Source organism: Azospirillum thermophilum, assembly GCF_003130795.1.
GTDB classification, from domain to species: domain Bacteria; phylum Pseudomonadota; class Alphaproteobacteria; order Azospirillales; family Azospirillaceae; genus Azospirillum; species Azospirillum thermophilum.
In genome coordinates, this window is the sequence record NZ_CP029353.1 from 2,033,193 (window position 1) to 2,053,476 (window position 20,284).

Consider the following 20,284-nt stretch of genomic DNA (forward strand, 5'->3'; position numbering starts at 1 on the left):
GGGACCGGCGATGATCGACCTCTTCTACATGCAGGAGCTTCCGGTCGCGGTGATGGGCCTCGGCAAGTCCGGGCTCGCCACCGCCGACGCGCTGCGGCGCAGCGGCGCCGAGGTGCGGGTGTGGGACGACAACCCCGCCTCGCGCGAGCAGGCCGCGGAAGCCGGCTACCAGGTCGTCGACTTCGCCACCGCCGATCTGTCGGACCTGACCACCATGGTGTGGTCGCCCGGCATCCCCCACACCTTCCCCAAGCCGCACCCGGTCGCCGAGCGGGCGCGCAAGGCCGGGCTGGAGCTGGTCTGCGACATCGAGCTGCTGGCGCGGGCCGAGCGCGAGGCCGCCTTCATCGGCATCACCGGCACCAACGGCAAGTCCACCACGACGACGCTGGTCGGCCACATCATGGACAAGGCCGGCCGCCGCGTCGCGGTCGGCGGCAACCTCGGCACGCCGGTGCTGACCTTCCCGCCGATGCCGGCCGGCGGCACCTATGTGCTGGAGATGTCGAGCTACCAGCTGGAGCTGACCTTCTCCATCACCTTCGACGTCGCGGTGCTGCTGAACATCACGCCCGACCACCTCGCCCGCCACGGCGGGATGGAGGGCTACGTCGCCGCCAAGAGGCTGATCTTCCACCGCCAGACCTGGCCGCGCACCGCGGTGATCGGGGTGGACGACGAGCATTGCCGGGCGATCCACGCCCGGCTGGCCGCCGCCGGCGACCAGCGCATCTGGCCGGTCTCCGCCCTGGGCCGGGTCGAGGGCGGCGTCTATGCCGAGGACGGCTGGCTGGTCGACGACACCGAGGGCGCGGCCGAGCGCGTGGCGGAGCTGTCGCGCTTCCCGGCGCTGCTCGGCACCCACAACTGGCAGAACGCCGCGGCGGCCTATGCCGCCTGCAAGGCGGCCGGCGTGCCGGCGGCGGCGATCGTCGCGGCGATGGCGACCTTCCCCGGCCTCGCCCACCGGCAGCAGCTCGTCGCGACCATCGACGGGGTCCGATTCGTCAACGACAGCAAGGCGACCAACGCCGACGCGGCCGAAAAGGCGCTGGCGACCTTCGACCCGATCTACTGGATCCTCGGCGGACAGGCCAAGGAGACCGGGCTCAACGGCCTGGAATCCTACATGAATCGCGTCCGCCACGCCTTCCTGATCGGCGAGGCGTCGGACCGCTTCGCCATATGGCTTGATGAAAACGGGGTAGCCTATACAAGATGTGGCACCCTCGATGTTGCGACGGCGAAGGCGGCGGCGCTCGCCCGGCGGGAGTCCCTGCCCGGCGCCTGCGTCCTGCTGTCCCCGGCCTGCGCCTCGTGGGACCAGTTCGCGAATTTCGAGAAGCGCGGTGAGGCGTTCGTGGCCAGCGTGAAGTCTCTGACGGAGGGGGGTGCGGCCCGATGATCAGCTTCGACCGCACGGACCAATCCGTCTTCGGCCGCTGGTGGTGGACCGTCGACCGCTGGCAGCTCGGCGCGCTGGCGGTGCTGATGTTCGTCGGCACCGTCCTGATCACCGCGGCCAGCCCGCCGGTGGCCGAGCGCATCGGCATCCAGGACACCTTCTACTTCGTCGAACGCCACCTGATGATGCTGGTGCCGACCGTCCTGCTGATGGGGGCGGTGTCGATGCTGAGCCCGCGCGGCGTGCGGCGGGTGGCCCTGGCGGTCTTCCTGATCGCGCTGGCGCTGGTCTACGCCACGCTGGTGGTCGGGGTGGAGATCAAGGGCGCCCGGCGCTGGATCCATGTGCCGGGCCTGTCGATCCAGCCGTCGGAGTTCGTCAAGCCGGCCTTCGCCGTGGTGGCGGCATGGCTGTTCTCGCTGTCGCGCACCAACCCCGGCTTCCCCGGCGCCATCGTCTCGACCGTGCTGTTCGGCGTGACGCTGGCCGGGCTGATCCTGCAGCCCGACCTGGGCATGACCTTCGTCGTCGCCGCGGTGTGGTTCGCGCAGTTCTTCCTGGCCGGGCTGAACATCGTGCTGGTGATGGGCTCGGCGGGCTCGGCCTCGCCGGGCTGGTCGGCGCCTATTTCACGCTGCCGCACGTCCACAGCCGCATCAACCGCTTCCTCGACCCCTCGGCGGGCGACAACTACCAGGTCAACCGCTCGATGGAGGCCTTCGCCAACGGCGGGCTGCTCGGCACCGGGCCGGGCCAGGGGACGGTGAAGTTCTCGCTGCCCGACAGCCATGCCGACTTCATCTTCGCGGTGGCCGGCGAGGAGATGGGGCTGATCTTCTGCGTCGCCGTGGTGGTCCTGTTCGCCTTCATCGTGCTGCGCGGCTTCGCCCGGGTCTTCAACGACAACAACTACTTCGTCGTGCTGGCGACGGCCGGGCTGCTGATCCAGTTCGGCCTGCAGGCGGCGATCAACATGGGATCGTCGCTGCACCTGATGCCGACCAAGGGCATGACGCTGCCCTTCATCTCCTATGGCGGTTCGTCGCTGCTGGCGCTGGGCTTCGGCATGGGGATGGTGCTGGCCCTGACGCGCAAGCGCTTCGGGCCGGCCGAGTGAGGACGAGAGGACCGGAGCGGACGATCATGAACGCCGGAAGCGCCAAGACCATCATCCTCGCCGCGGGCGGCACCGGGGGGCATTTCTTCCCCGCCGAGGCGCTGGCGCGCGAGCTGCTGGCCCGCGGCCGGACGGTCACGCTGGTCACCGACCGCCGCGGACAGGCCTTCGGCGACGGCCTGCCGGAGGTGCCGGTCCACCGCATCCGCGCCGCCTCGCCGGCCGGCGGCATCGCGGGCAAGCTGAAGGGCGGGCTGCAGCTCCTGCTCGGCATCCTGGAGGCGCGCGCGCTGCTGCGCCGGCTCGACCCGGCGGCGGTGGTGGGCTTCGGCGGCTATCCCTCCGTCCCCACCGTCTTCGCGGCGGGGCAGGCCCGGCTGCCGGTGCTGCTGCACGAGCAGAACGCCGTGCTCGGCCGCGCCAACCGCATGCTGATGCAGAGCGCCCGGCGCCTCGCCACCGCCTTCGCCGAGGTGGCGGCGGTCGGGCAGAAGGACCGCGCCAAGATCGTCCGCACCGGCAACCCGGTCCGCCCGGCCGTCGCCGCCCGGCGCGACACGCCGTACGAGGTGCCGGCGGCCGACGGCCCGCTGCGCATCCTGGTGATGGGCGGCAGCCAGGGCGCCCGCGTCTTCTCCGAGGTGATGCCGCAGGCGCTGGCCCTGCTGCCGGCGGAGCTGCGCGCCCGCATCCACCTGTCGCAGCAGTGCCGGCCGGAGGATCTGGAGGCGGCGCGAGCCGCGCTGTCCGCCCTCGGCCTCGGCGGGCTCGACCTGCAGAGCTTCTTCCGCGACGTGCCGGAGCGGCTGGCCGCCTGCCATCTGGCGGTGACGCGGGCCGGCGCCTCCACCATCGCCGAGCTGACCTGCATCGGCCGGCCGGCGGTGCTGGTGCCCTACCCGCACGCCACCGACGACCACCAGACCGCCAATGCCCGGCAGCTCGCCGCGGCGGGCGCCGCCTGGCTGGTGCCGCAGCCCGACTTCACGCCGCAGGCGCTGGCCGCCCAGCTCGCCGGCCTGCTGTCCGACGCCCCGGCGCTGGCCCGCGCCGCCGCCGCCGCGCGGGGCTGGGGCACCGACGCCGCGGCGGCCAACCTCGCCGACGCCGTGCTGGCGATGCTGGGCGACGGACATGCGGCGAACGGACCGGCCCGGACCGACAGGACGAAGACCGATTCCAGGGAGGCCGCGGAATGATTCCAAAGGGTTCGCGCTCCGTCGTCCGACGCGCCTCGCGGCCGCTGCGGGACTGGCCGTCGGACATGACCCGGACCGAGGGGGCGTGGTACAACCGCCCCCATTGCCCGCTCCTGCCCCGCGAGGTCGCCGAGAACTGCTTCCTGCGCGACCGGCTGACCTTCGTCACCGGGGCCACCCCCCTCCCCGCCGTCCTGTCCGAGACGGCCGTGGACGCCACCCTTCGCCTGATGCTCCGCCGCGGAAAGTAATCCAGACATGCGCGCCCTTCCCCTCACCATCGGCACCATCCACTTCGTCGGCATCGGCGGCATCGGCATGAGCGGCATCGCCGAAGTGCTGCGCAACCTGGGCTATTCCGTCCAGGGCTCCGACCTTGCCGAGAACGCCAACGTCAAGCGGCTGCGCGACCTCGGCATCCCGGTGTCGGTCGGGCACAAGGCCGAGAACATCGCCGGCGCCTCGGTGGTGGTGGTGTCCTCCGCCGTCAAGCGCGACAACCCGGAGGTGGTGGCGGCGCGCGCCGCCCTGGTGCCGGTGGTCCGCCGGGCCGAGATGCTGGGCGAGCTGATGCGGCTGAAATGGGCGATCGCCATCGGCGGCACCCACGGCAAGACCACGACCACCTCGATGGTCGGCAACATGCTGGAGCACGCCAACCTCGACCCGACGGTGATCAACGGCGGCATCATCAACGCCTACGGCTCCAACACCCGGCTCGGCACCGGCGACTGGATGGTGGTGGAGGCGGACGAGAGCGACGGCACCTTCGTGAAGCTGCCGGCCTGCATCGCCGTCGTCACCAACATGGATCCGGAGCATCTGGACTTCTACGGCACCTTCGACAACGCGCGGGCGGCCTTCGACAGCTTCGTCCAGAACATCCCCTTCTACGGCTTCGCGGCGCTGTGCATCGACCATCCCGAGGTGCAGGCGATGATCCCGCGCGTGTCCGACCGCCGGATCATCACCTACGGCTTCTCGCCGCAGGCCGACGTGCGCGCGGTGAATGTCGAGCTGAGCCCGGCCGGCGCCCGCTACGACGTGCAGGTCTACGACCGCCACAGCGGCGAGACGCGCACCATCACCGACGTCCACCTGCCGATGTTCGGGCCGCACAACGTGCAGAACTCGCTGGCCTGCTTCGCGGTCGGCAACGAGATGGGGCTGCCCGACGTGGTGATGCGCGACAGCATGGCCAAGTTCCAGGGCGTCAAGCGCCGCTTCACCAAGACCGGCGAGACCAACGGCATCACGGTGATCGACGATTACGGCCACCACCCGGTGGAGATCGCCGCCGTGCTGAAGGCCGCCCGCACCGCCGGCACCGGCCGCACCATCGCGGTGGTGCAGCCGCACCGCTATTCGCGCCTCGCCAACCTGTTCGAGGAGTTCTGCACCTGCTTCAACGACGCCGACGCGGTGATCGTCGCCGACGTCTATGCGGCGGGCGAGCAGCCGATCGAGGGCGTCAGCCGCGACGCGCTGGTCGAGGGGCTGCGCATGCACGGCCATCGCCAGGTCGTCGCCCTGCCCGGGCCGGACGCGCTGCCGCAGATGGTGCGCGACATGGCGCGGCCCGGCGACTTCGTCGTCTGCCTGGGCGCCGGCAACATCACCCAGTGGGCCAACGCGCTGCCGGGCGATCTCTCCAGGCTGTACGGCGCGGGGAAGCCATGACGGCGGCTCGCGACATGACGGGCACCCCTCACCTGATCGGGCGGATGCCGCCCTGCCGGGGCCGGCTGACCGCCGACGCGCCGCTGGCGCAGGTCACCTGGTTCCGCGTCGGCGGGCCGGCCGAGGTGCTGTTCCGCCCGGCCGACGCCGACGACCTCGCCGAATTCCTGGCGGCGCTGCCGGCGGACGTGCCGGTGACCGTGATCGGCGTCGCCTCCAACCTGCTGGTGCGCGACGGCGGCATCCCCGGCGTGACCATCCGGCTCGGCCGCGGCTTCACCGACATCGCGGCGGAGGGGATGCGGCTGACGGTCGGGGCGGCGGCGCTGGACGTCCATGTGGCGACGGTGGCGCGCGACGCCGGCATCGCCGGGCTGGAGTTCCTCTCCGGCATCCCCGGCACCATCGGCGGCGCCCTGCGCATGAACGGCGGCGCCTACGGGCGCGAGCTGGCGGACGTCTTCGTCTCGGCCGCCGCGGTCGGCCGCCGCGGCGAGCGGCTGGCGTTCGACGCCGACGGCATGGGCTTCACCTACCGCCACAGCGCCGCCCCGGCCGACTGCATCTTCACCGGCGCCGTGCTGCAGGGGCATCAGGGCCAGGCGCTGGAGATCGCCCGGCGGATGACGGAGATCGCCGACAAGCGCGCCGACAGCCAGCCGGTCCGCTCGCGCACCGGCGGCTCCACCTTCAAGAACCCCGAGGGCCACAAGGCGTGGGAGCTGATCGACAGGGCCGGCTGCCGCGGCCTGACGATCGGCGGCGCCCAGGTGTCCGAGAAGCACTGCAACTTCCTGATCAACACCGGCACCGCCACCGCCGACGACCTGGAGCGGCTGGGCGAGGAGGTGCGCCGCCGGGTGTTCGGGATGTCCGGCGTCACGCTGGAGTGGGAGATCAAGCGCGTCGGCGTGCCCGCGTCGGCGAAGCGGGAGGACGCGCCGTGACCGAGGCCCTGTTCAAGCACAAGAAGCATGTCGCCGTCCTGATGGGCGGCTGGTCGGCCGAGCGCGAGGTGTCGCTGGTCAGCGGCGCCGGCGTCGCCAAGGCGCTGGAGGACGAAGGCTACCGCGTCACCGCGGTGGACGTTCAGCGCGACCTCGGCGGGCTGATGCAGGCGCTGACCAGCCCGCGCCCCGACGTGGTGTTCAACGCGCTGCACGGGCGCGGCGGCGAGGACGGCACCATCCAGGGCGTGCTGGAGTTCCTCGGGCTGCCCTACACCCATTCCGGCGTCCAGGCCGCCGCCATCGCCATGGACAAGGCGATGACCAAGCGCGTGCTGGAGACGGCGGGCATCCGCTCGCCCAAGGGGGTCGTGCTGACCCGCGCGGCGTTCGAGGGCGCCGGCCACCCGATGGCCGCCCCCTACATCGTCAAGCCGGTGGACGAGGGATCGACCGTCGGGGTGACGCTGGTGCGCGAGGGGCAGAACAGCCCGATCGGCGATGCCTGGACCTTCGGCGACCGCGTGCTGGTCGAGGAGTTCATCCCCGGCCGCGAGCTGACCGTCGGCGTCATGGGCGACCGCGCCCTGGCGGTGACCGAGATCGTCTTCCAGGCGCAGGTCTACGACTACACCGCGAAGTACAGCGCCGGCCACGCCGTCCACACCGTCCCCGCCGCCATCCCCGGCGAGGTCGCCGAGGAGGCGAAGCGGCTGGCGGTGCTGGCGCACCAGACGCTGGGCTGCCGCGGCGTCTCGCGCAGCGACTTCCGCTGGGACGACAGCAAGCCGGGAACGACCGGCCTCTATTTCCTCGAAATCAACAACCAGCCGGGAATGACGCCCCTGTCGCTGGTGCCCGAACAGGCCGCGCATGTGGGGATCTCCTACGGCGCCCTGGTCGGCTGGCTCGTGGAGAATGCCGGATGTCAGCTCGCCTGATGCCTTCGCTCGACCTGCGCGCAACCGCCGCCGCCGCCCGCCCGCGCGACGAGGCGCCGCGCCCGCCGCGCGCCATGGCGCAGTCGGCGCAGAAGGGCAACCGCCGGCGCGCCTGGCCGCGCTGGACGCGCCCCGCCCTGCGCACGGCGCTGGTGATGCTGCCGGTGGCGGGGCTGCTGGCCTTCGCCGGGTCCGCCTGGAAGCGCGGCACGGTGGCGGAGACCGTGGCGGCGATGCAGGACAGCCTGATCCGCCTGACCGCCGCCGCCGGATTCTCGGTGGACGAGATCATGGTGGCCGGCCGCACGGAGACCGAACCCGAGGCGGTGCTGGCGGCGCTGGGCGTGCAGCGCGGCGACCCGATCCTGGCGATCGGCCTGACCGAGGCCAAGGAGCGGCTGGAGCAGCTTCCCTGGGTGTCGGCGGTGTCGGTCGAGCGGCGGCTGCCCGGCATCCTCTATGTCCGCCTGTCCGAGCGCCAGCCGATGGCCATCTGGCAGCACGACCGCAAGTTCACCGTGATCGACCGCGAGGGCCGGCCGCTGGCCGACGCCGTGGAGCTGGCCCGCCGCGGCAACAAGCGCATCGACACGCTGCCGCAGGTGATCGGCGCCAACGCCCCGAACCAGGTGCGCAGCCTGCTGGCGGCGCTGGAGCGGGTGCCGGCGCTGAAGCCGCGCGTCACCTCGGCGAGCTGGATCAGCGACCGCCGCTGGAACCTGCAGCTCGACAACGGCGTGACGATCAAGCTGCCGGAGGGGCCGGGCATGGTGACGGCGCTGCGCCAGCTCGCCGAGCTGGACGCCAGCGGCAAGGTGCTGGACCGCGACATCGTCGCCATTGACCTGCGCCAGCCGGATCGGGCGGTGTTGCAGACGTCGGCCACCGCCCAGCTTCCGGGCTGGGAGGACGACAGCAAGAAGAAGCCGGGCAAGAAGACGTGAGCGGACCGCGCAAGGGAACGAAAGCCTGGGCATGCTGAAGATGGGGTTCAACGGGGCCAAGAAGCCGAAACGTCCGTCCCGCGGCGGGATCGTCGCGGCGCTGGACGTCGGCTCGACCAAGGTCTGCTGCATCATCGCGCGGGTCGAGGATGCCGGCTCCGTCCGTGTCATCGGCGTCGGCCACCAGATCGCGACGGGCGTGCGCGCCGGCTCCATCATCGACATGGAGGCGGCGGAGACCTCGATCGGCGCCGCCGTCCACGCCGCCGAGCAGATGGCCGGCGAGACCATCCGCGACGTGCTGGTCAACGTCTCCGGCGGCTATCCGGTCAGCCACCCCTTCACGGCGGAGGTGCCGGTCAACGGCCAGGAAGTGACCGACGGCGACATCCGCCGCGCCATGGCGCACGCCCGCACCCTGCAGGTCGGCCCCGACCAGGCGCTGGTCCATGCGCTGCCGGTCGGCTTCGCGCTGGACGGCAACCGCGGCATCCGCGATCCCAAGGGGATGTACGGCGACCGGCTGGCCGTGCAGGTGCACGTCATCACCGCCTCGGCCGGCGCCATCCGCAACCTGCAGACCTGCGTCGCCCGCTGCCATCTCGACATCGAGAGCATGGTGGTCAGCCCCTATGCCTCGGGCCTCGCCTGCCTCGTCGACGACGAGATGGAGCTGGGCTCCGCCTGCATCGACATGGGCGGCGGCACCACCACCATCTCGGTCTTCAGCGAGGGCAACCTCGTCTGGACGGACTGCATCCCGGTGGGCGGCAGCCACGTCACCAGCGACATCGCCCGCGGCCTGACCACGCCGCTGGTCCATGCCGAGCGGATGAAGGCGCTCTACGGCAGCGCCATGGCCACCGCCGCCGACGAGCGCGAGACGATCGACGTCCCGCAGGTCGGCGAGGAGGAGCGCGGCGGCACCAACACCGTGCCGAAGAGCTTCCTGGTGCGCATCATCCAGCCGCGGCTGGAGGAGATCTTCGAACTGGTCCGCTGCCGCCTGGAGCAGTCGGGCTATGCCAAGCAGGTCGGCCGCCGCGTGGTGCTGACCGGCGGGGCCAGCCAGCTTCCCAACACGCGGGAGCTGGCGCAACTGATCCTGGACAAGCAGGTCCGCATCGGCCGCCCGCTGCGGCTGACCGGCCTGAACGAGGCCCATGGCGGTCCGGCCTTCGCGACGGCCGCCGGCCTCCTGCTCTATGCCGTCCGCAACCCCACGGAACTGACGGTGCCTGGCCATGAGGCGGCCACGGCAACCGGGTTCCTTGGGCGCGTCGGCCTGTGGCTGAGGGAGAACCTGTAAAGAAGGCATAGTCCTTAAAAGAGCATCCCCCTCACCACGTTGATGAATGATAGTAAAACGGTTCGGAACCAACCGGACCCACCCACGAGAGCAAGATATCGAACCGAACGAAGACAGGTTGTGGAGGCTACCAATATGATCAATGTGACCATTCCCCATATCGAGCCGGAACTGAAGCCGCGGATTACCGTGTTCGGCGTGGGTGGCGCTGGCGGAAACGCCGTCAACAACATGATCAAGTCGAACCTTGAGGGCGTCGATTTCGTCGTCGGCAACACCGACGCGCAGGCCCTGAAGGGAAGCCTGTGCGAGAAGCGGCTGCAGCTCGGCGTCAGCACGACGCGGGGTCTCGGCGCCGGGTCCAAGCCGGACATCGGCCGCGCCTCGGCCGAGGAGCAGATGGACGAGATCGTCCAGTATCTCGAAGGCTCCAACATGGTGTTCATCACCGCCGGCATGGGCGGCGGCACCGGCACCGGCGCGGCCCCGGTGATCGCGCGCGCGGCCCGGGAGCGCGGCATCCTGACGGTCGGCGTGGTGACCAAGCCCTTCCACTTCGAGGGCGGCCACCGCATGCGGCTGGCGGAGAGCGGCATCGCCGAGCTGCAGCAGTATGTCGACACGCTGATCATCATCCCGAACCAGAACCTGTTCCGCATCGCCAACGAGAAGACGACCTTCGCGGACGCCTTCAAGATGGCCGACGACGTGCTGCATTCCGGCGTGCGCGGCGTGACCGACCTGATGGTGATGCCCGGCCTGATCAACCTGGACTTCGCCGACATCCGGTCGGTGATGACCGAGATGGGCAAGGCGATGATGGGCACCGGCGAGGCCGGCGGCGAGCGCCGCGCCATCGAGGCCGCCGAGGCCGCCATCTCCAACCCGCTGCTGGACGACGTGTCGATGAAGGGGGCGCGCGGCGTCCTGATCAACATCACCGGCGGCTACGACATGACCCTGTTCGAGGTCGACGAGGCGGCCAACCGCGTCCGCGACGAGGTCGACCCCGACGCCAACATCATCTTCGGCTCGACCTTCGACAGCTCGATGGAAGGCACGATGCGCGTGTCGGTCGTCGCCACCGGCATCGACGCCGCCGCGATGAGCAACCCGCGCAGCCTGCACCCGGTCAACCTGTCGCTGGTCCCCAACGACCGCAACAAGAAGCCCGGCGCCCCGGCCGGCCTGACCGCCGCCGCCCCGATGCCGGCCGCGCCCGGCACCACCCCGGGGGTGAGCCCGGTCCCGGCGATGCCGAGCAGCGCCACCGCGCTCCGCCAGGCCCAGCCGGCCACCGCCGGCACCTCGGCCCTGCAGTACGACCCGCACGCCCAGCCGCAGGTCCAGCCGGTCGCCCCGCAGCAGGTCGCGCAGCAGGCGGTCCAGCCGCAGGTCGATCCCGCCCTGCAGCAGCATGCCCCGGTCGAGACCGCCCAGCCGGTTCGCCCGGCCGCCGGCCCGCTGCACGGCGAGCAGCACAACGGCGCCTTCATCCCGCCGAAGCCGGCCGACGCCGGCCCGCGCCAGCCGGTCACCATGGGCGCGCCGATGCAGACCGGCCCGGCCGGCATGCCGATGGCCGCCCCGCAGCCGGCCCCGGCGCCGCAGCCGGAACCCGCCCCGGCGCGCAAGCCGAACTTCCTGTTCGGCCTGGTCACCGGGCTGGCCGGCGGCCGGCGCAGCGAGCCGGCGCACCCGCAGCACCCGGTCGCCCCGCAGCCGCCGGTCATGCCGCAGCAGCACCAGCAGCCGGTCATGCAGCAGCCGATGATGCCGCCGGTGCAGCACGCCGCCCACCCGGCGGCGCCGCAGGCCCCGATGGCCCCGATGGCCCCGCAGGCCCCGATGGCCGCCCCGCAGCAGATGCCGGCCGCTCCGCGCCAGCCGAGCCTGGGCATCGAGGGCACGGCCCAGCCGAAGATCGGCCCCAACGAGCAGGAGGAGCTGGACATCCCGGCCTTCCTGCGGCGTCAGGCGAACTGATCACGGCACAAGAGATCCCGGCGAAAGCCGGAGATGGTCGCCGGTCGCCGCCGCCTCCTTGAAGGCGGCGCCGGCGGCGCAATCCACAACCTGCCCGAAGTTCTTCGGCCCCCGGTCCGCCATGTGCGGGCCGGGGGACTTTTTTTGCAGCAAGGCCTTGTTTTGGCTGGGCGATTTCGCGCTCGCCGCTCTGCAACAAACGGTAACAAAGAGTGATTTGTCCTTGCCGGGACCCGATGATACCTAATGACCATGGTGAAAGGCGGCGATGCCTGCTGTTGGCCAGACAAGGCGCAGCGGACCTGCCGCCGGAACCCGGACCGAGACGAAGACGGAAAATAACCGTGGCTCATAATCGTAGAAATGCAGACGGCCTGTTCCAACAGACCCTGATGAAGCCGGTGACGATCATCGGCGTCGGTCTGCATTCGGGCGCCAAGGTCACGCTGACGATTTCTCCGGCCGAGGCGAACTCCGGCATCACCTTCATCCGCAGCGACCTGCGCGGCGCCGCCGCGGTGGTTCCGGCGCGCTGGGACCATGTGGTCGACACGCGGCTGTGCACGGTGATCGGCAACGAGCACGGCACCACCATCGGCACGATCGAGCATCTGATGGCGGCGCTGGCCGGCTGCGGCATCGACAACGCCATCGTGTCGGTCGACGCCATCGAGGTTCCGATCATGGACGGCAGCTCGGCGCCCTTCGTGGCCGCCATCGAGTCCGCCGGCATCCATATCCAGCAGGCCCCGCGCCGGGTGATCCGCATCCTCGCCCCGGTCGCCGTCGGCGACGGCGGCAAGAGCGCCACCTTCACCCCCGACGTCGCCCCGACCTACAGCTTCGAGATCGACTTCGACAGCGCCGCCATCGCCCGCCAGTCGCATGCGGTGGAGCTGGACGGCGACGTGTTCAAGGACGAGATCAGCCGCGCCCGCACCTTCGGCTTCCTGCACGAGGTCGAGGGGCTGCGCAAGATGGGCCTCGCCCGCGGCGGCTCGCTGGACAACGCGGTGGTCATCTCCGGCGATTCGGTGATGAACCCGGACGGCCTGCGCTTCCAGGACGAGTTCGTGCGCCACAAGATCCTGGACGCGGTCGGCGACCTCTACCTCGCCGGCGCGCCGATCATCGGCCATTTCCGCGGCTTCCGGTCAGGCCACGCGCTGAACAACCAGCTTCTGCGCGCGCTGTTCGCCGACCGCAGCGCCTGGCGCTACGACACCATGGCGGGGCTGGTCCCGGCCCAGCGGGCGCTGGAGCGTCTGGCCGTCGCCTGACCGCCCCTCGGCCTCCGGCCTCCCGGCCATTTCTTCGGTTCGATCGCCTGCCCTCCCCTTCTCCGGGGGAGGGCTTTTTCTTTGTCCGCCCCCCTCCCCTTCCGGCGGGAGGAAGCGGCCGGACGCGAAAGGCGCCCTCCCCTGCCGGGGCGGGCGCGTGACGCGATCCACGGATTTGATTCGGTTTTTGAACTATTTCAGGTGGTTATCAGACATTTTTAAGAAAATACTTTCGAATGCCCCCTGCCCACACCCCTGCCCGCACCCCTGCCCCGCCGGATCAGGCGGCGCGGATGCGGCCGAGGAAGGCCTCGACGCTGTTGTCCAGCAGGTCGGCCTTCCGGCGCAGCAGCCCGGTGGCGTCGCGGACCTGCCCGGCGATGCTGCCGGTCTCTCCCGCCCCCTGGGTCACGTCGCCGATGATGCGCGCCACCTCCTGGGTTCCCGCCGCGGCTTCCTGGGCGTTGCGGCTGATCTCGCGGGTGGCGGCGGTCTGCTGCTCCACCGCGGCGGCGATGGTGGTGACGATCTCGTTGATCCGGCCGATGGTGCCGCCCACCCCCTTGATCGCCCCGGCGGAGCTGCGCGCCGCCTCCTGCATGGCGCTGATCTGCGCGGCGATCTCCTCGGTCGCCTTGGCGGTCTGGTTGGCGAGGCTCTTGACCTCGCTGGCGACGACGGCGAAGCCCTTGCCGGCCTCTCCCGCCCGCGCCGCCTCGATGGTCGCGTTGAGCGCCAGCAGGTTGGTCTGGCTGGCGATGGAGTTGATGAGCTGCACCACCTCGCCGATGCGCTGGGCGGCCTCGACCAGACCGTTGACCGTGTTGTTGGTGTGCTCGGCCTCCGCCACCGCGCTGCGGGCGATCTGCGAGGAGGTGACGACCTGCCGGCTGATCTCGCCGATCGAGCTGGTCAGCTCCTCCGACGCGGCGGCGACCGTCTCGACATTGGCGGTCGCCTGATCGGTGGCGGCGGCGATCTCGGTGGAGCGCCGGCTGGAATCGGCGGCGATGCCGGCCATCCGCTCGACATGGACGTCGGCCTGCTGCGCGGTGCCGGCGACGTCGCGCACCAGCGTCCGCACATCCTGCTCGAACCCGTCGGCCAGCCGGTTGAGGAGCTGGTGACGCGCCGCCCGCTCGGCCTCGGCATAGGTCTCCAGCAGCAGCTCCAGGTCCATCCAGGCCATGCGGTTGAGGCTGTTGCGCAGGGCGATCTTCTTCGGATCGGTGCCGCGGCCGAACAGCCCGCCGCCGGTCTCGTTGAGGCCGAGTTCCGCGGCGATGCCCCGGGTCACCGTGAAATGGCAGAGCGACACGGCATAGCCGGGCACGCCATTCTCGTAGAAGGCGCTGGCCAGCGCGCGGGCGGACTCGAGGAACTCGCCATCGACGCGGCCGGAAGCGACGCGCACCCAATGGGCGACGCGCAGCTTGTGAACGGCGGGGTTCCGCAGAGCCGCCTGGATCTCCGGCCATTCGGCGAAGCAGCCGTGCCACTGCTCCAGAAGGCGGGGCAGCGTGCGCTCCGCGAACTCCGCATTCTCGCGCAGGATCGCCAGATCCTGGTCGGTGATGGAGAAGCTGGTAAGCCGGCGCTGCTGATGCGCGCTGTCCGTGCCGTTCATGGTTGGTCCTTGCCGCTCGATTCGTCGGATCCTGTCCTGTACCCGCCGGTGCGGGCGCAGGCGTCCGAACTGATTGTCCGATGTACCCGCAACTCTTGTGCCAGCGGGCGCCTGCTCCGAAGCTGACGCTGGAGTCATGGGTTGGTACGGGATCCGTCCGGGACCGGATCACCGGGGATGGCCCCGTGGCCCACCCGGCATCCCAGCCATGCGCGGATCGGCCGCCGCGTTTCGCAGAATGCCTGCGAGCGATTCGCATTCTGCGAGTGCAGAATGGGAGTTGGCTTCAACCCGCCACCTTGACGCGCCGGGCGGCCGGCCCATCGGCATTCGGCCGGGCGAAGGCCGGACGTTCAGCCGGGCGTGTGGCCGTCCGCCTGCTTCCAGTCCTGCCAGCCGCCCAGCCGCACGCCGATGGCGAAGCTGGTGAAGGGGATGCGCAGCTCGATGTCGCGCGGCTGGAAGAAGGTCAGCCGCTCCGGCTCGCCGCGGGGATCGAACTCCAGCCGGGCGCCCTTGGGATGCTCGGCGAACTCGTCGCTCATGACCTGCCAGATCTCCAGGTCGCCGCCATGGTTGGTGATCTTGTACTGGCCGCAGCGCCAGACGGTCGACTCGCCGACGCCGCCCTCCACCACCTTCTTGTCGCCGTCCATGTGGACGTCGCCGACGCCGCCGGCCCCCTCGCCGCGCATGGACGGCCCCTTGGTCTCCGCCCGGAAGCCCAGCCGCAACCAGGAGGAGCGGGCATAGGGAACCAGCCGGCGCACGGTCCGCGCATCCTCCGCCGCGAAGCGGTCGGGATCGTCGTAGAGGATCCGGTCGAGGGCGGCGGCGATCACCAGACGATCGTCGATGGACAGGGTGGAGGAGGCGGAACGAGGCATGCACTGTGTCCGGTCAGGAATGGCGCGATCATACACGGACAGGGTACCGCGTCACGACTCCCACCCGCGGCGCAGGGGCGCTATGCTGCCCGGCCCCGTCCGGCTCCCGTCTGCCGGAGCCGCCGGACCGCACCCACAAGGACGGACGAGACACGCCATGACCGACCTGTTCGCCACCCCCGTCGCCCTGCGCCGGACCCCGGTCGAGGAGCTGACGCCCGCGCAGGCGGAGGCCGAACTGGCTGCCCTGGCCGCGGAGATCGCACACCACGACCGGCTCTACCATCAACAGGACCGGCCGGAGATTCCGGACGCCGATTATGACGGGCTGGTCCGCCGCAACGGCGCGATCGAGGCGCGCTTCCCCGAGCTGCGCCGGCCCGACTCCCCTCGCTGCGCGTCGGCGCCGCCCCGGCCCAGGGCTTCGGCAAGGTCCGCCACGCCGTGCCCATGCTCTCGCTCGGCAACGCCTTCGCGCCGGAGGATGCGCAGGACTTCGTCGCCCGCGTCCGCCGCTTCCTCGGCCTGTCCGACGAGGCGCCGCTGGAGTTCGTGGCGGAGCCGAAGATCGACGGGCTGTCCTGCTCGCTGCGTTACGAGGACGGGCGGCTGGTGCTCGCCGCCACCCGCGGCGACGGGGCGGAGGGCGAGGACGTCACCGCCAACGTGAAGACCATCCGCGACGTGCCGCACCAGCTTGCCGCCCCCTATCCCGCGGTGCTGGAGGTGCGCGGCGAGGTCTATATGAACCGCGACGACTTCCTGGCGATGAACGCCGCCCGCGCCGGGAAGGGCGAGCCGCTGTTCGCCAACCCGCGCAACGCGGCGGCGGGGTCGCTGCGCCAGCTCGACCCCAGGATCACCGCGGCGCGCCCGCTCTGCTTCTTCGGCTATGCGCTGGGCGAGCTGTCGGAGCCGATCGCCGACAGCCAGTGGGGCATCCGCGAGCGGCTGAAGGGCTGGGGCTTCCGCCTGAACCGCCCGGCCGAGCTGTGCGGCGGGGCCGACGCCCTGCTCTCCTACTATGAGGGGATCGGGCGGCGGCGAAGCGGCCTGCCCTTCGACATCGACGGGGTGGTCTACAAGGTCAACAGCCTGGAGCTGCAGCAGCGGCTGGGCTTCGTCAGCCGGGCGCCGCGCTGGGCCATCGCCCACAAGTTCCCGGCCGAGCAGGCGCAGACCCGGCTGACGGACATCACGGTGCAGGTCGGCCGCACCGGCGCCCTGACCCCGGTCGCCGAGCTGGAGCCGATCACCGTCGGCGGCGTCGTGGTCAGCCGCGCCACCCTGCACAACGAGGACGAGATCGCCCGCAAGGACATCCGGGTCGGCGACCTGGTGGTGGTGCAGCGCGCCGGCGACGTCATCCCGCAGGTGGTCGAGGTGGTGCCGTCGCAGCGGCCGGAGGGCGCCGTCCCCTATCACGCGCCGACCCACTGCCCGGTCTGCGGCAGCCTTGCGTGCGCGAGGCGGGCGAGGCGATCCGGCGCTGCACCGGCGGGCTGATCTGCGCCGCCCAGGCCAAGGAGCGGTTGCGCCACTTCGTGTCGCGCGACGCCTTCGACATCGAGGGGCTGGGCGAGAAGATCGTCGAGGAGTTCTGGGACGACGGGCTGATCCGCTCGCCGGTCGACATCTTCACGCTGGAGGAGCGCGAGGCGAGCGGCGAGATCCGCATCCTCGGCCGGCCGGGCTGGAAGGAGAAGTCGCGCGACAACCTGTTCAAGGCGATCCGCCAGCGCCGCGACGGCACCGACCTGCACCGCGTCATCTTCGCGCTGGGCATCCGCCATGTCGGCGAGGTGACGGCCAAGTCGCTGGCCCGCCAGTACCGCAGCATGGAGCGCTGGGTGGAGGCGATGCTGGAGGCCGGCCGCGCCATGCCCGGCGAGGAGTGGCGCGTCCTGCACGAGCTGAAGGGCGTCGGGCGGGTCACCGCCGACACCATCCTGGCCTGGTTCGCCGATCCGGAGTGCAAGGAGAAGCTGGCCTTCTATGCCGGCAACGATTCGCTGCGGCTGGAGACCGTCATCGCCTCGCTGGGGATCAAGCGGCTGACCGCCCCGACCGCCCGGGCGCTGGCCGAGACCTACGGCACGCTGGAGGCCTGGGCCGCCGCCATGTCCGCCGCCTCGGCGCAGGCGCCGGGGCCGGCCTGGGGCGAGCTGGTGGCGGTGCCCGACGTCGGCGAGGTCGCGGCGGAGGAGATCGCCTCCTTCTTCCTGGAGGAGCGCAACCTGGAGCTGGTCCGCGCCCTGATGGGCAAGGTGCGCGTGCTGGACGCCGAGGCGCCGAAGGCGGTCGCCTCGCCGGTCGCCGGCAAGACGGTGGTCTTCACCGGCACGCTGGAGACCATGACCCGCCCCGAGGCGAAGACCCGCGCCGAGTCGCTGGGGGCCAAGGTGGCGGGGTCGGTGTCGTCCAAGACCGACTATGTCGTGGTCGGCGCCGACGCCGGCAGCAAGGCCGCCAAGGCGAAGGAGCTGGGCGTCGCCATCCTGACCGAGGCGGAGTGGGTGGCGCTGATCGGCGGGGCCTGAGCCCCGCTGTCGGCAGGACCGGCGGGGCTGGCGCCCCGCCATCGGCAGGACCGGCGGGGCTGGCGCCCCGCCATCGGCAGATTGTCGCATAGCCCTTCGGTCACATTGACGCAGGGGCGCGCAGGGGGTCAGATAAGCGAAATCTTCCAAAAAGAAGACGTCCGCGTACGAAACAATCCCCCGTACGGCATCGACGAGACGTCCCAATAAGAACCATCTTTAGGGAGAATCGCCATGGAACCGATTCAGTGGTCGCGCTGGATGAGCGTCGGCAACGAGGAGCTCGACGACGACCACCGCGAGCTGATCGCCATCGTGAACAAGCTGGCCAGCGTCGAGAACCGCCGCAACCCGCAGACCATCGCGGCGATCCTGAACGAGCTGATCGCCTATACCCGGCACCATTTCGCCGCGGAGGAGGCCTGCATGGCCGCCGCCGGCTATCCCACCTTCGACGCGCACAAGGCGCTGCACGATTCGCTGACCCGCCAGGTGGAGGAGTTCCGCGACCGCTTCACCTCCAGCCCCGCCGCGATCTCCGGCGAGGCGGTCTTCGAGTTCTGCGCCGACTGGCTGGGCAAGCACATCCTGCGCGAGGACACCCGCTTCGGCGACTACGCCGCCGCCGCGGTCCGGCCGGAACGGACCCCCGTGGTGGCGTGACCCCGGCCCCGCCAGACCGTCATGGCCGGGACAAGCCCGCCATGACGGTTGCCGGGAAGCGCCGGGGGGCGCCGGCCGGCCCCCTCAGCCGCGGCCGGCGATCAGGCTGGTGGCGGCGGCGCGGGCCTCGGCGGTGACGGTGGCGCCGGACAGCATGCGGGCGATCTCCTCGCGCCGCTCGTCGCCGTCCAGCTCGGCGACGCTGGTGGCGACGCGCTCGCCCGACACCGACTTCTGAACCTTGAGATGGATGGCGCCGCGGGCGGCGACCTGCGGGCTGTGGGTCACCACCAGCACCTGCAGCCCGTGGCCGAGCCGCTCCAGACGCTCGCCCACCGCGGCGGCGACGGCGCCGCCGATGCCGGTGTCGACCTCGTCGAACACCAGCGTGCCGACGGTCGAGGTCTGGGCCAGCACCACCTTCAGCGCCAGCATGAAACGGGCAAGCTCGCCGCCCGAGGCGATCTTGTTCAGCGCCCCCGGCGGCGAGCCGGGATTGGTCGCCACCTGGAAGGCGATGCGGTCGAGGCCGTGCGGCCCCCATTCGGCCTCGTCCAGCGGCTCGACCAGCGTGCGGAAGCGGGCCTTCTCCAGCTTCAGCGGCGGCAGTTCGGTGGCCACCGCGGCGTCGAGCCGGGCGGCCGCCGCGCGGCGCTCGCCGCCGAGCGCCTCGGCCGCCTTGCGGTAGGCCTCGCGCGCCTGTTCCGATTCCCTGGCGAGACGGGTCAGCAGGTCGCCCTGGTCCTCGATCAGCAGCAGCCGGCCGGCCATGTCCTCGCGCAGCGCCGCCAGCGCATCGACGTCCACCCCGTGCTTGCGGGCGGCGGCGCGCAGGGCGAACAGTCGCTCCTCCAGCTTCTCCAGCGCGCGGGGGTCCATGTCGACATTGGCGGAGACCGCCTGCAGGGCGCCGGTCGCCTCCGCCAGCTCGCTCGCCGCGCGGTCGAGCGCGGCGATCACCGGATCGAGCACGCCGCCCGCCTTGTCGGCGATGCGGCTGAGGGTGCGGATGGCGGCGGACAGCGACCGCTCGGCCCCGCGCTCGCCCGACAGCTCGGCGAAGGCGCCGTTCAGCCCGTCCACCAGCTTTTCCCGGTGCATCAGCACGGCGCGCGTCTCGGCCAGCTCCGCCTCCTCGCCCGGCTTGGGCGCCAGCGCGTCGAGCTCGGCCACGGCGTGGCGCAGATACTCCTCCTCCGAGCGGGCGCGCGCGATCTCGGCGGCGGCGTTGGCGCGCGCCTCCTCGACCTGACGCCAGGCACGGTGCGCGGCGGCCACCTGGGCGGCCAGCGTGTCGAGCCCGGCATAGGCGTCGAGCACGCCGCGATGGGTCTGGGGATTCAGCAGGCCGTGGGTGTCGAACTGGCCGTGGACCTCGACCAGCTCCTCGCCCAGCCGCTTCAGCAGCCCGACGCCGACCGCCTGGTCGTTGACCCAGGCGCGGCTGCGGCCGTCGGCGCTGACCGTCCGGCGCACCACCAGATGGTCGTCGGCGTCGAGCCCCTGTTCCTTGAGGATGGCGAGGGCGGGATGGTCGCCCGACAGCTCGAACTCCGCGGTGACCGCGGCCTGCTCGGCGCCGTGGCGCACGAGGCCCGATTCGGCCCGCGCGCCGAGCGCCAGACCCAGCGCGTCGAGCAGGATCGACTTGCCGGCGCCCGTCTCGCCGGTCAGGACGCAGAGGCCCCGCCGGAAGGACAGCGTCAGCCGTTCGATCAGGACGACGTCCCTGATCGTCAGCGAGGCCAGCATGGACCGG

Annotated in this window: 14 protein-coding genes and 2 pseudogenes; 13 read left to right on the forward strand and 3 right to left on the reverse strand. The window is 71.4% G+C overall.

Annotation, left to right across the window (positions count from 1 at the left end; genetic code table 11):
- The first annotated feature begins 10 nt into the window (after nt 1–10).
- From murD to lpxC, 11 genes and pseudogenes are all read left to right on the forward strand, one after another.
- Entirely contained in the window at nt 11–1,405 is a 1,395-nt protein-coding gene (gene murD, locus DEW08_RS15960) for a UDP-N-acetylmuramoyl-L-alanine--D-glutamate ligase (protein ID WP_109328749.1), read from the forward strand.
- Nucleotides 1,402–2,522, forward strand: a pseudogene (locus tag DEW08_RS15965) (FtsW/RodA/SpoVE family cell cycle protein). Before murD ends, DEW08_RS15965 begins: the two are co-directional and overlap by 4 nt.
- A 26-nt stretch (nt 2,523–2,548) precedes the next feature.
- Nucleotides 2,549–3,721: an undecaprenyldiphospho-muramoylpentapeptide beta-N-acetylglucosaminyltransferase gene (gene murG / locus DEW08_RS15970; protein WP_109328751.1), complete on the forward strand. Its 1,173-nt coding sequence runs from the start codon at nt 2,549–2,551 to the stop codon at nt 3,719–3,721.
- A gap of 65 nt (nt 3,722–3,786) precedes the next feature.
- Nucleotides 3,787–3,972: a hypothetical protein gene (locus DEW08_RS15975; protein WP_245986316.1), complete on the forward strand. Its 186-nt coding sequence runs from the start codon at nt 3,787–3,789 to the stop codon at nt 3,970–3,972.
- A 7-nt stretch (nt 3,973–3,979) separates the two neighbouring features.
- Nucleotides 3,980–5,401 carry a UDP-N-acetylmuramate--L-alanine ligase gene (murC, locus tag DEW08_RS15980; RefSeq protein WP_109328755.1) on the forward strand — a complete coding sequence of 474 codons (1,422 nt, stop codon included), beginning with the start codon at nt 3,980–3,982 and terminating at the stop codon, nt 5,399–5,401.
- Nucleotides 5,402–5,415: 14 nt separating this feature from the next.
- On the forward strand, nt 5,416–6,348 hold the full coding sequence (gene murB, locus DEW08_RS15985) for a UDP-N-acetylmuramate dehydrogenase (RefSeq protein ID WP_245986317.1): 933 nt from the start codon (nt 5,416–5,418) through the stop codon (nt 6,346–6,348).
- 41 nt (nt 6,349–6,389) lie between these two features.
- Complete coding sequence (locus DEW08_RS15990) at nt 6,390–7,289, forward strand: D-alanine--D-alanine ligase (RefSeq protein WP_245986652.1); 900 nt, start codon at nt 6,390–6,392, stop codon at nt 7,287–7,289.
- The gene (locus DEW08_RS15995; protein ID WP_245986319.1) at nt 7,274–8,233 is read left to right on the forward strand and encodes a cell division protein FtsQ/DivIB; all 960 of its coding nucleotides are present in this window, start codon (nt 7,274–7,276) and stop codon (nt 8,231–8,233) included. Before DEW08_RS15990 ends, DEW08_RS15995 begins: the two co-directional genes overlap by 16 nt.
- Before the next feature lie 31 nt (nt 8,234–8,264).
- Entirely contained in the window at nt 8,265–9,542 is a 1,278-nt protein-coding gene (gene ftsA / locus DEW08_RS16000) for a cell division protein FtsA (protein ID WP_109328763.1), read from the forward strand.
- Between the two features lie 135 nt (nt 9,543–9,677).
- Complete coding sequence (gene ftsZ, locus DEW08_RS16005; protein ID WP_109328765.1) at nt 9,678–11,528, forward strand: cell division protein FtsZ; 1,851 nt, start codon at nt 9,678–9,680, stop codon at nt 11,526–11,528.
- A gap of 344 nt (nt 11,529–11,872) precedes the next feature.
- Nucleotides 11,873–12,808, forward strand: a complete 936-nt coding sequence (lpxC, locus tag DEW08_RS16010; RefSeq protein ID WP_109328767.1) for a UDP-3-O-acyl-N-acetylglucosamine deacetylase — start codon at nt 11,873–11,875, stop codon at nt 12,806–12,808.
- Between the two features lie 280 nt (nt 12,809–13,088).
- Here the strand turns inward: lpxC and DEW08_RS33205 are convergent, their stop codons facing one another.
- Nucleotides 13,089–14,435 (reverse strand): globin-coupled sensor protein, encoded by a 1,347-nt coding sequence (locus tag DEW08_RS33205; protein ID WP_109328769.1) that lies wholly within the window; start codon nt 14,433–14,435, stop codon nt 13,089–13,091.
- Nucleotides 14,436–14,788: 353 nt separating this feature from the next.
- Nucleotides 14,789–15,322 (reverse strand): hypothetical protein, encoded by a 534-nt coding sequence (locus tag DEW08_RS16020; RefSeq protein WP_109328771.1) that lies wholly within the window; start codon nt 15,320–15,322, stop codon nt 14,789–14,791.
- A gap of 157 nt (nt 15,323–15,479) precedes the next feature.
- Between DEW08_RS16020 and ligA the strand changes: the two are divergent.
- Nucleotides 15,480–17,862, forward strand: a pseudogene (gene ligA, locus DEW08_RS16025) (NAD-dependent DNA ligase LigA).
- Nucleotides 17,863–18,096: 234 nt separating this feature from the next.
- On the forward strand, nt 18,097–18,525 hold the full coding sequence (locus DEW08_RS16030) for a bacteriohemerythrin (RefSeq protein ID WP_109328773.1): 429 nt from the start codon (nt 18,097–18,099) through the stop codon (nt 18,523–18,525).
- 84 nt (nt 18,526–18,609) lie between these two features.
- On the opposite strand, the gene recN is transcribed toward DEW08_RS16030, so the two are convergent.
- Complete coding sequence (recN, locus tag DEW08_RS16035) at nt 18,610–20,277, reverse strand: DNA repair protein RecN (protein WP_109328775.1); 1,668 nt, start codon at nt 20,275–20,277, stop codon at nt 18,610–18,612.
- Nucleotides 20,278–20,284: the final 7 nt, after the last annotated feature.

Coding starts and splice junctions, on each gene's coding strand:
- murD (WP_109328749.1), top strand. CDS start 11: ATGATCGACCTCTTCTACATGCAGGAGCTTCCGGTCGCGGTGATGGGC.
- murG (WP_109328751.1), top strand. CDS start 2,549: ATGAACGCCGGAAGCGCCAAGACCATCATCCTCGCCGCGGGCGGCACC.
- DEW08_RS15975 (WP_245986316.1), top strand. CDS start 3,787: ATGACCCGGACCGAGGGGGCGTGGTACAACCGCCCCCATTGCCCGCTC.
- murC (WP_109328755.1), top strand. CDS start 3,980: ATGCGCGCCCTTCCCCTCACCATCGGCACCATCCACTTCGTCGGCATC.
- murB (WP_245986317.1), top strand. CDS start 5,416: ATGACGGGCACCCCTCACCTGATCGGGCGGATGCCGCCCTGCCGGGGC.
- DEW08_RS15990 (WP_245986652.1), top strand. CDS start 6,390: ATGGGCGGCTGGTCGGCCGAGCGCGAGGTGTCGCTGGTCAGCGGCGCC.
- DEW08_RS15995 (WP_245986319.1), top strand. CDS start 7,274: ATGTCAGCTCGCCTGATGCCTTCGCTCGACCTGCGCGCAACCGCCGCC.
- ftsA (WP_109328763.1), top strand. CDS start 8,265: ATGCTGAAGATGGGGTTCAACGGGGCCAAGAAGCCGAAACGTCCGTCC.
- ftsZ (WP_109328765.1), top strand. CDS start 9,678: ATGATCAATGTGACCATTCCCCATATCGAGCCGGAACTGAAGCCGCGG.
- DEW08_RS33205 (WP_109328769.1), bottom strand. CDS start 14,435: ATGAACGGCACGGACAGCGCGCATCAGCAGCGCCGGCTTACCAGCTTC.
- DEW08_RS16020 (WP_109328771.1), bottom strand. CDS start 15,322: ATGCCTCGTTCCGCCTCCTCCACCCTGTCCATCGACGATCGTCTGGTG.
- DEW08_RS16030 (WP_109328773.1), top strand. CDS start 18,097: ATGGAACCGATTCAGTGGTCGCGCTGGATGAGCGTCGGCAACGAGGAG.
- recN (WP_109328775.1), bottom strand. CDS start 20,277: ATGCTGGCCTCGCTGACGATCAGGGACGTCGTCCTGATCGAACGGCTG.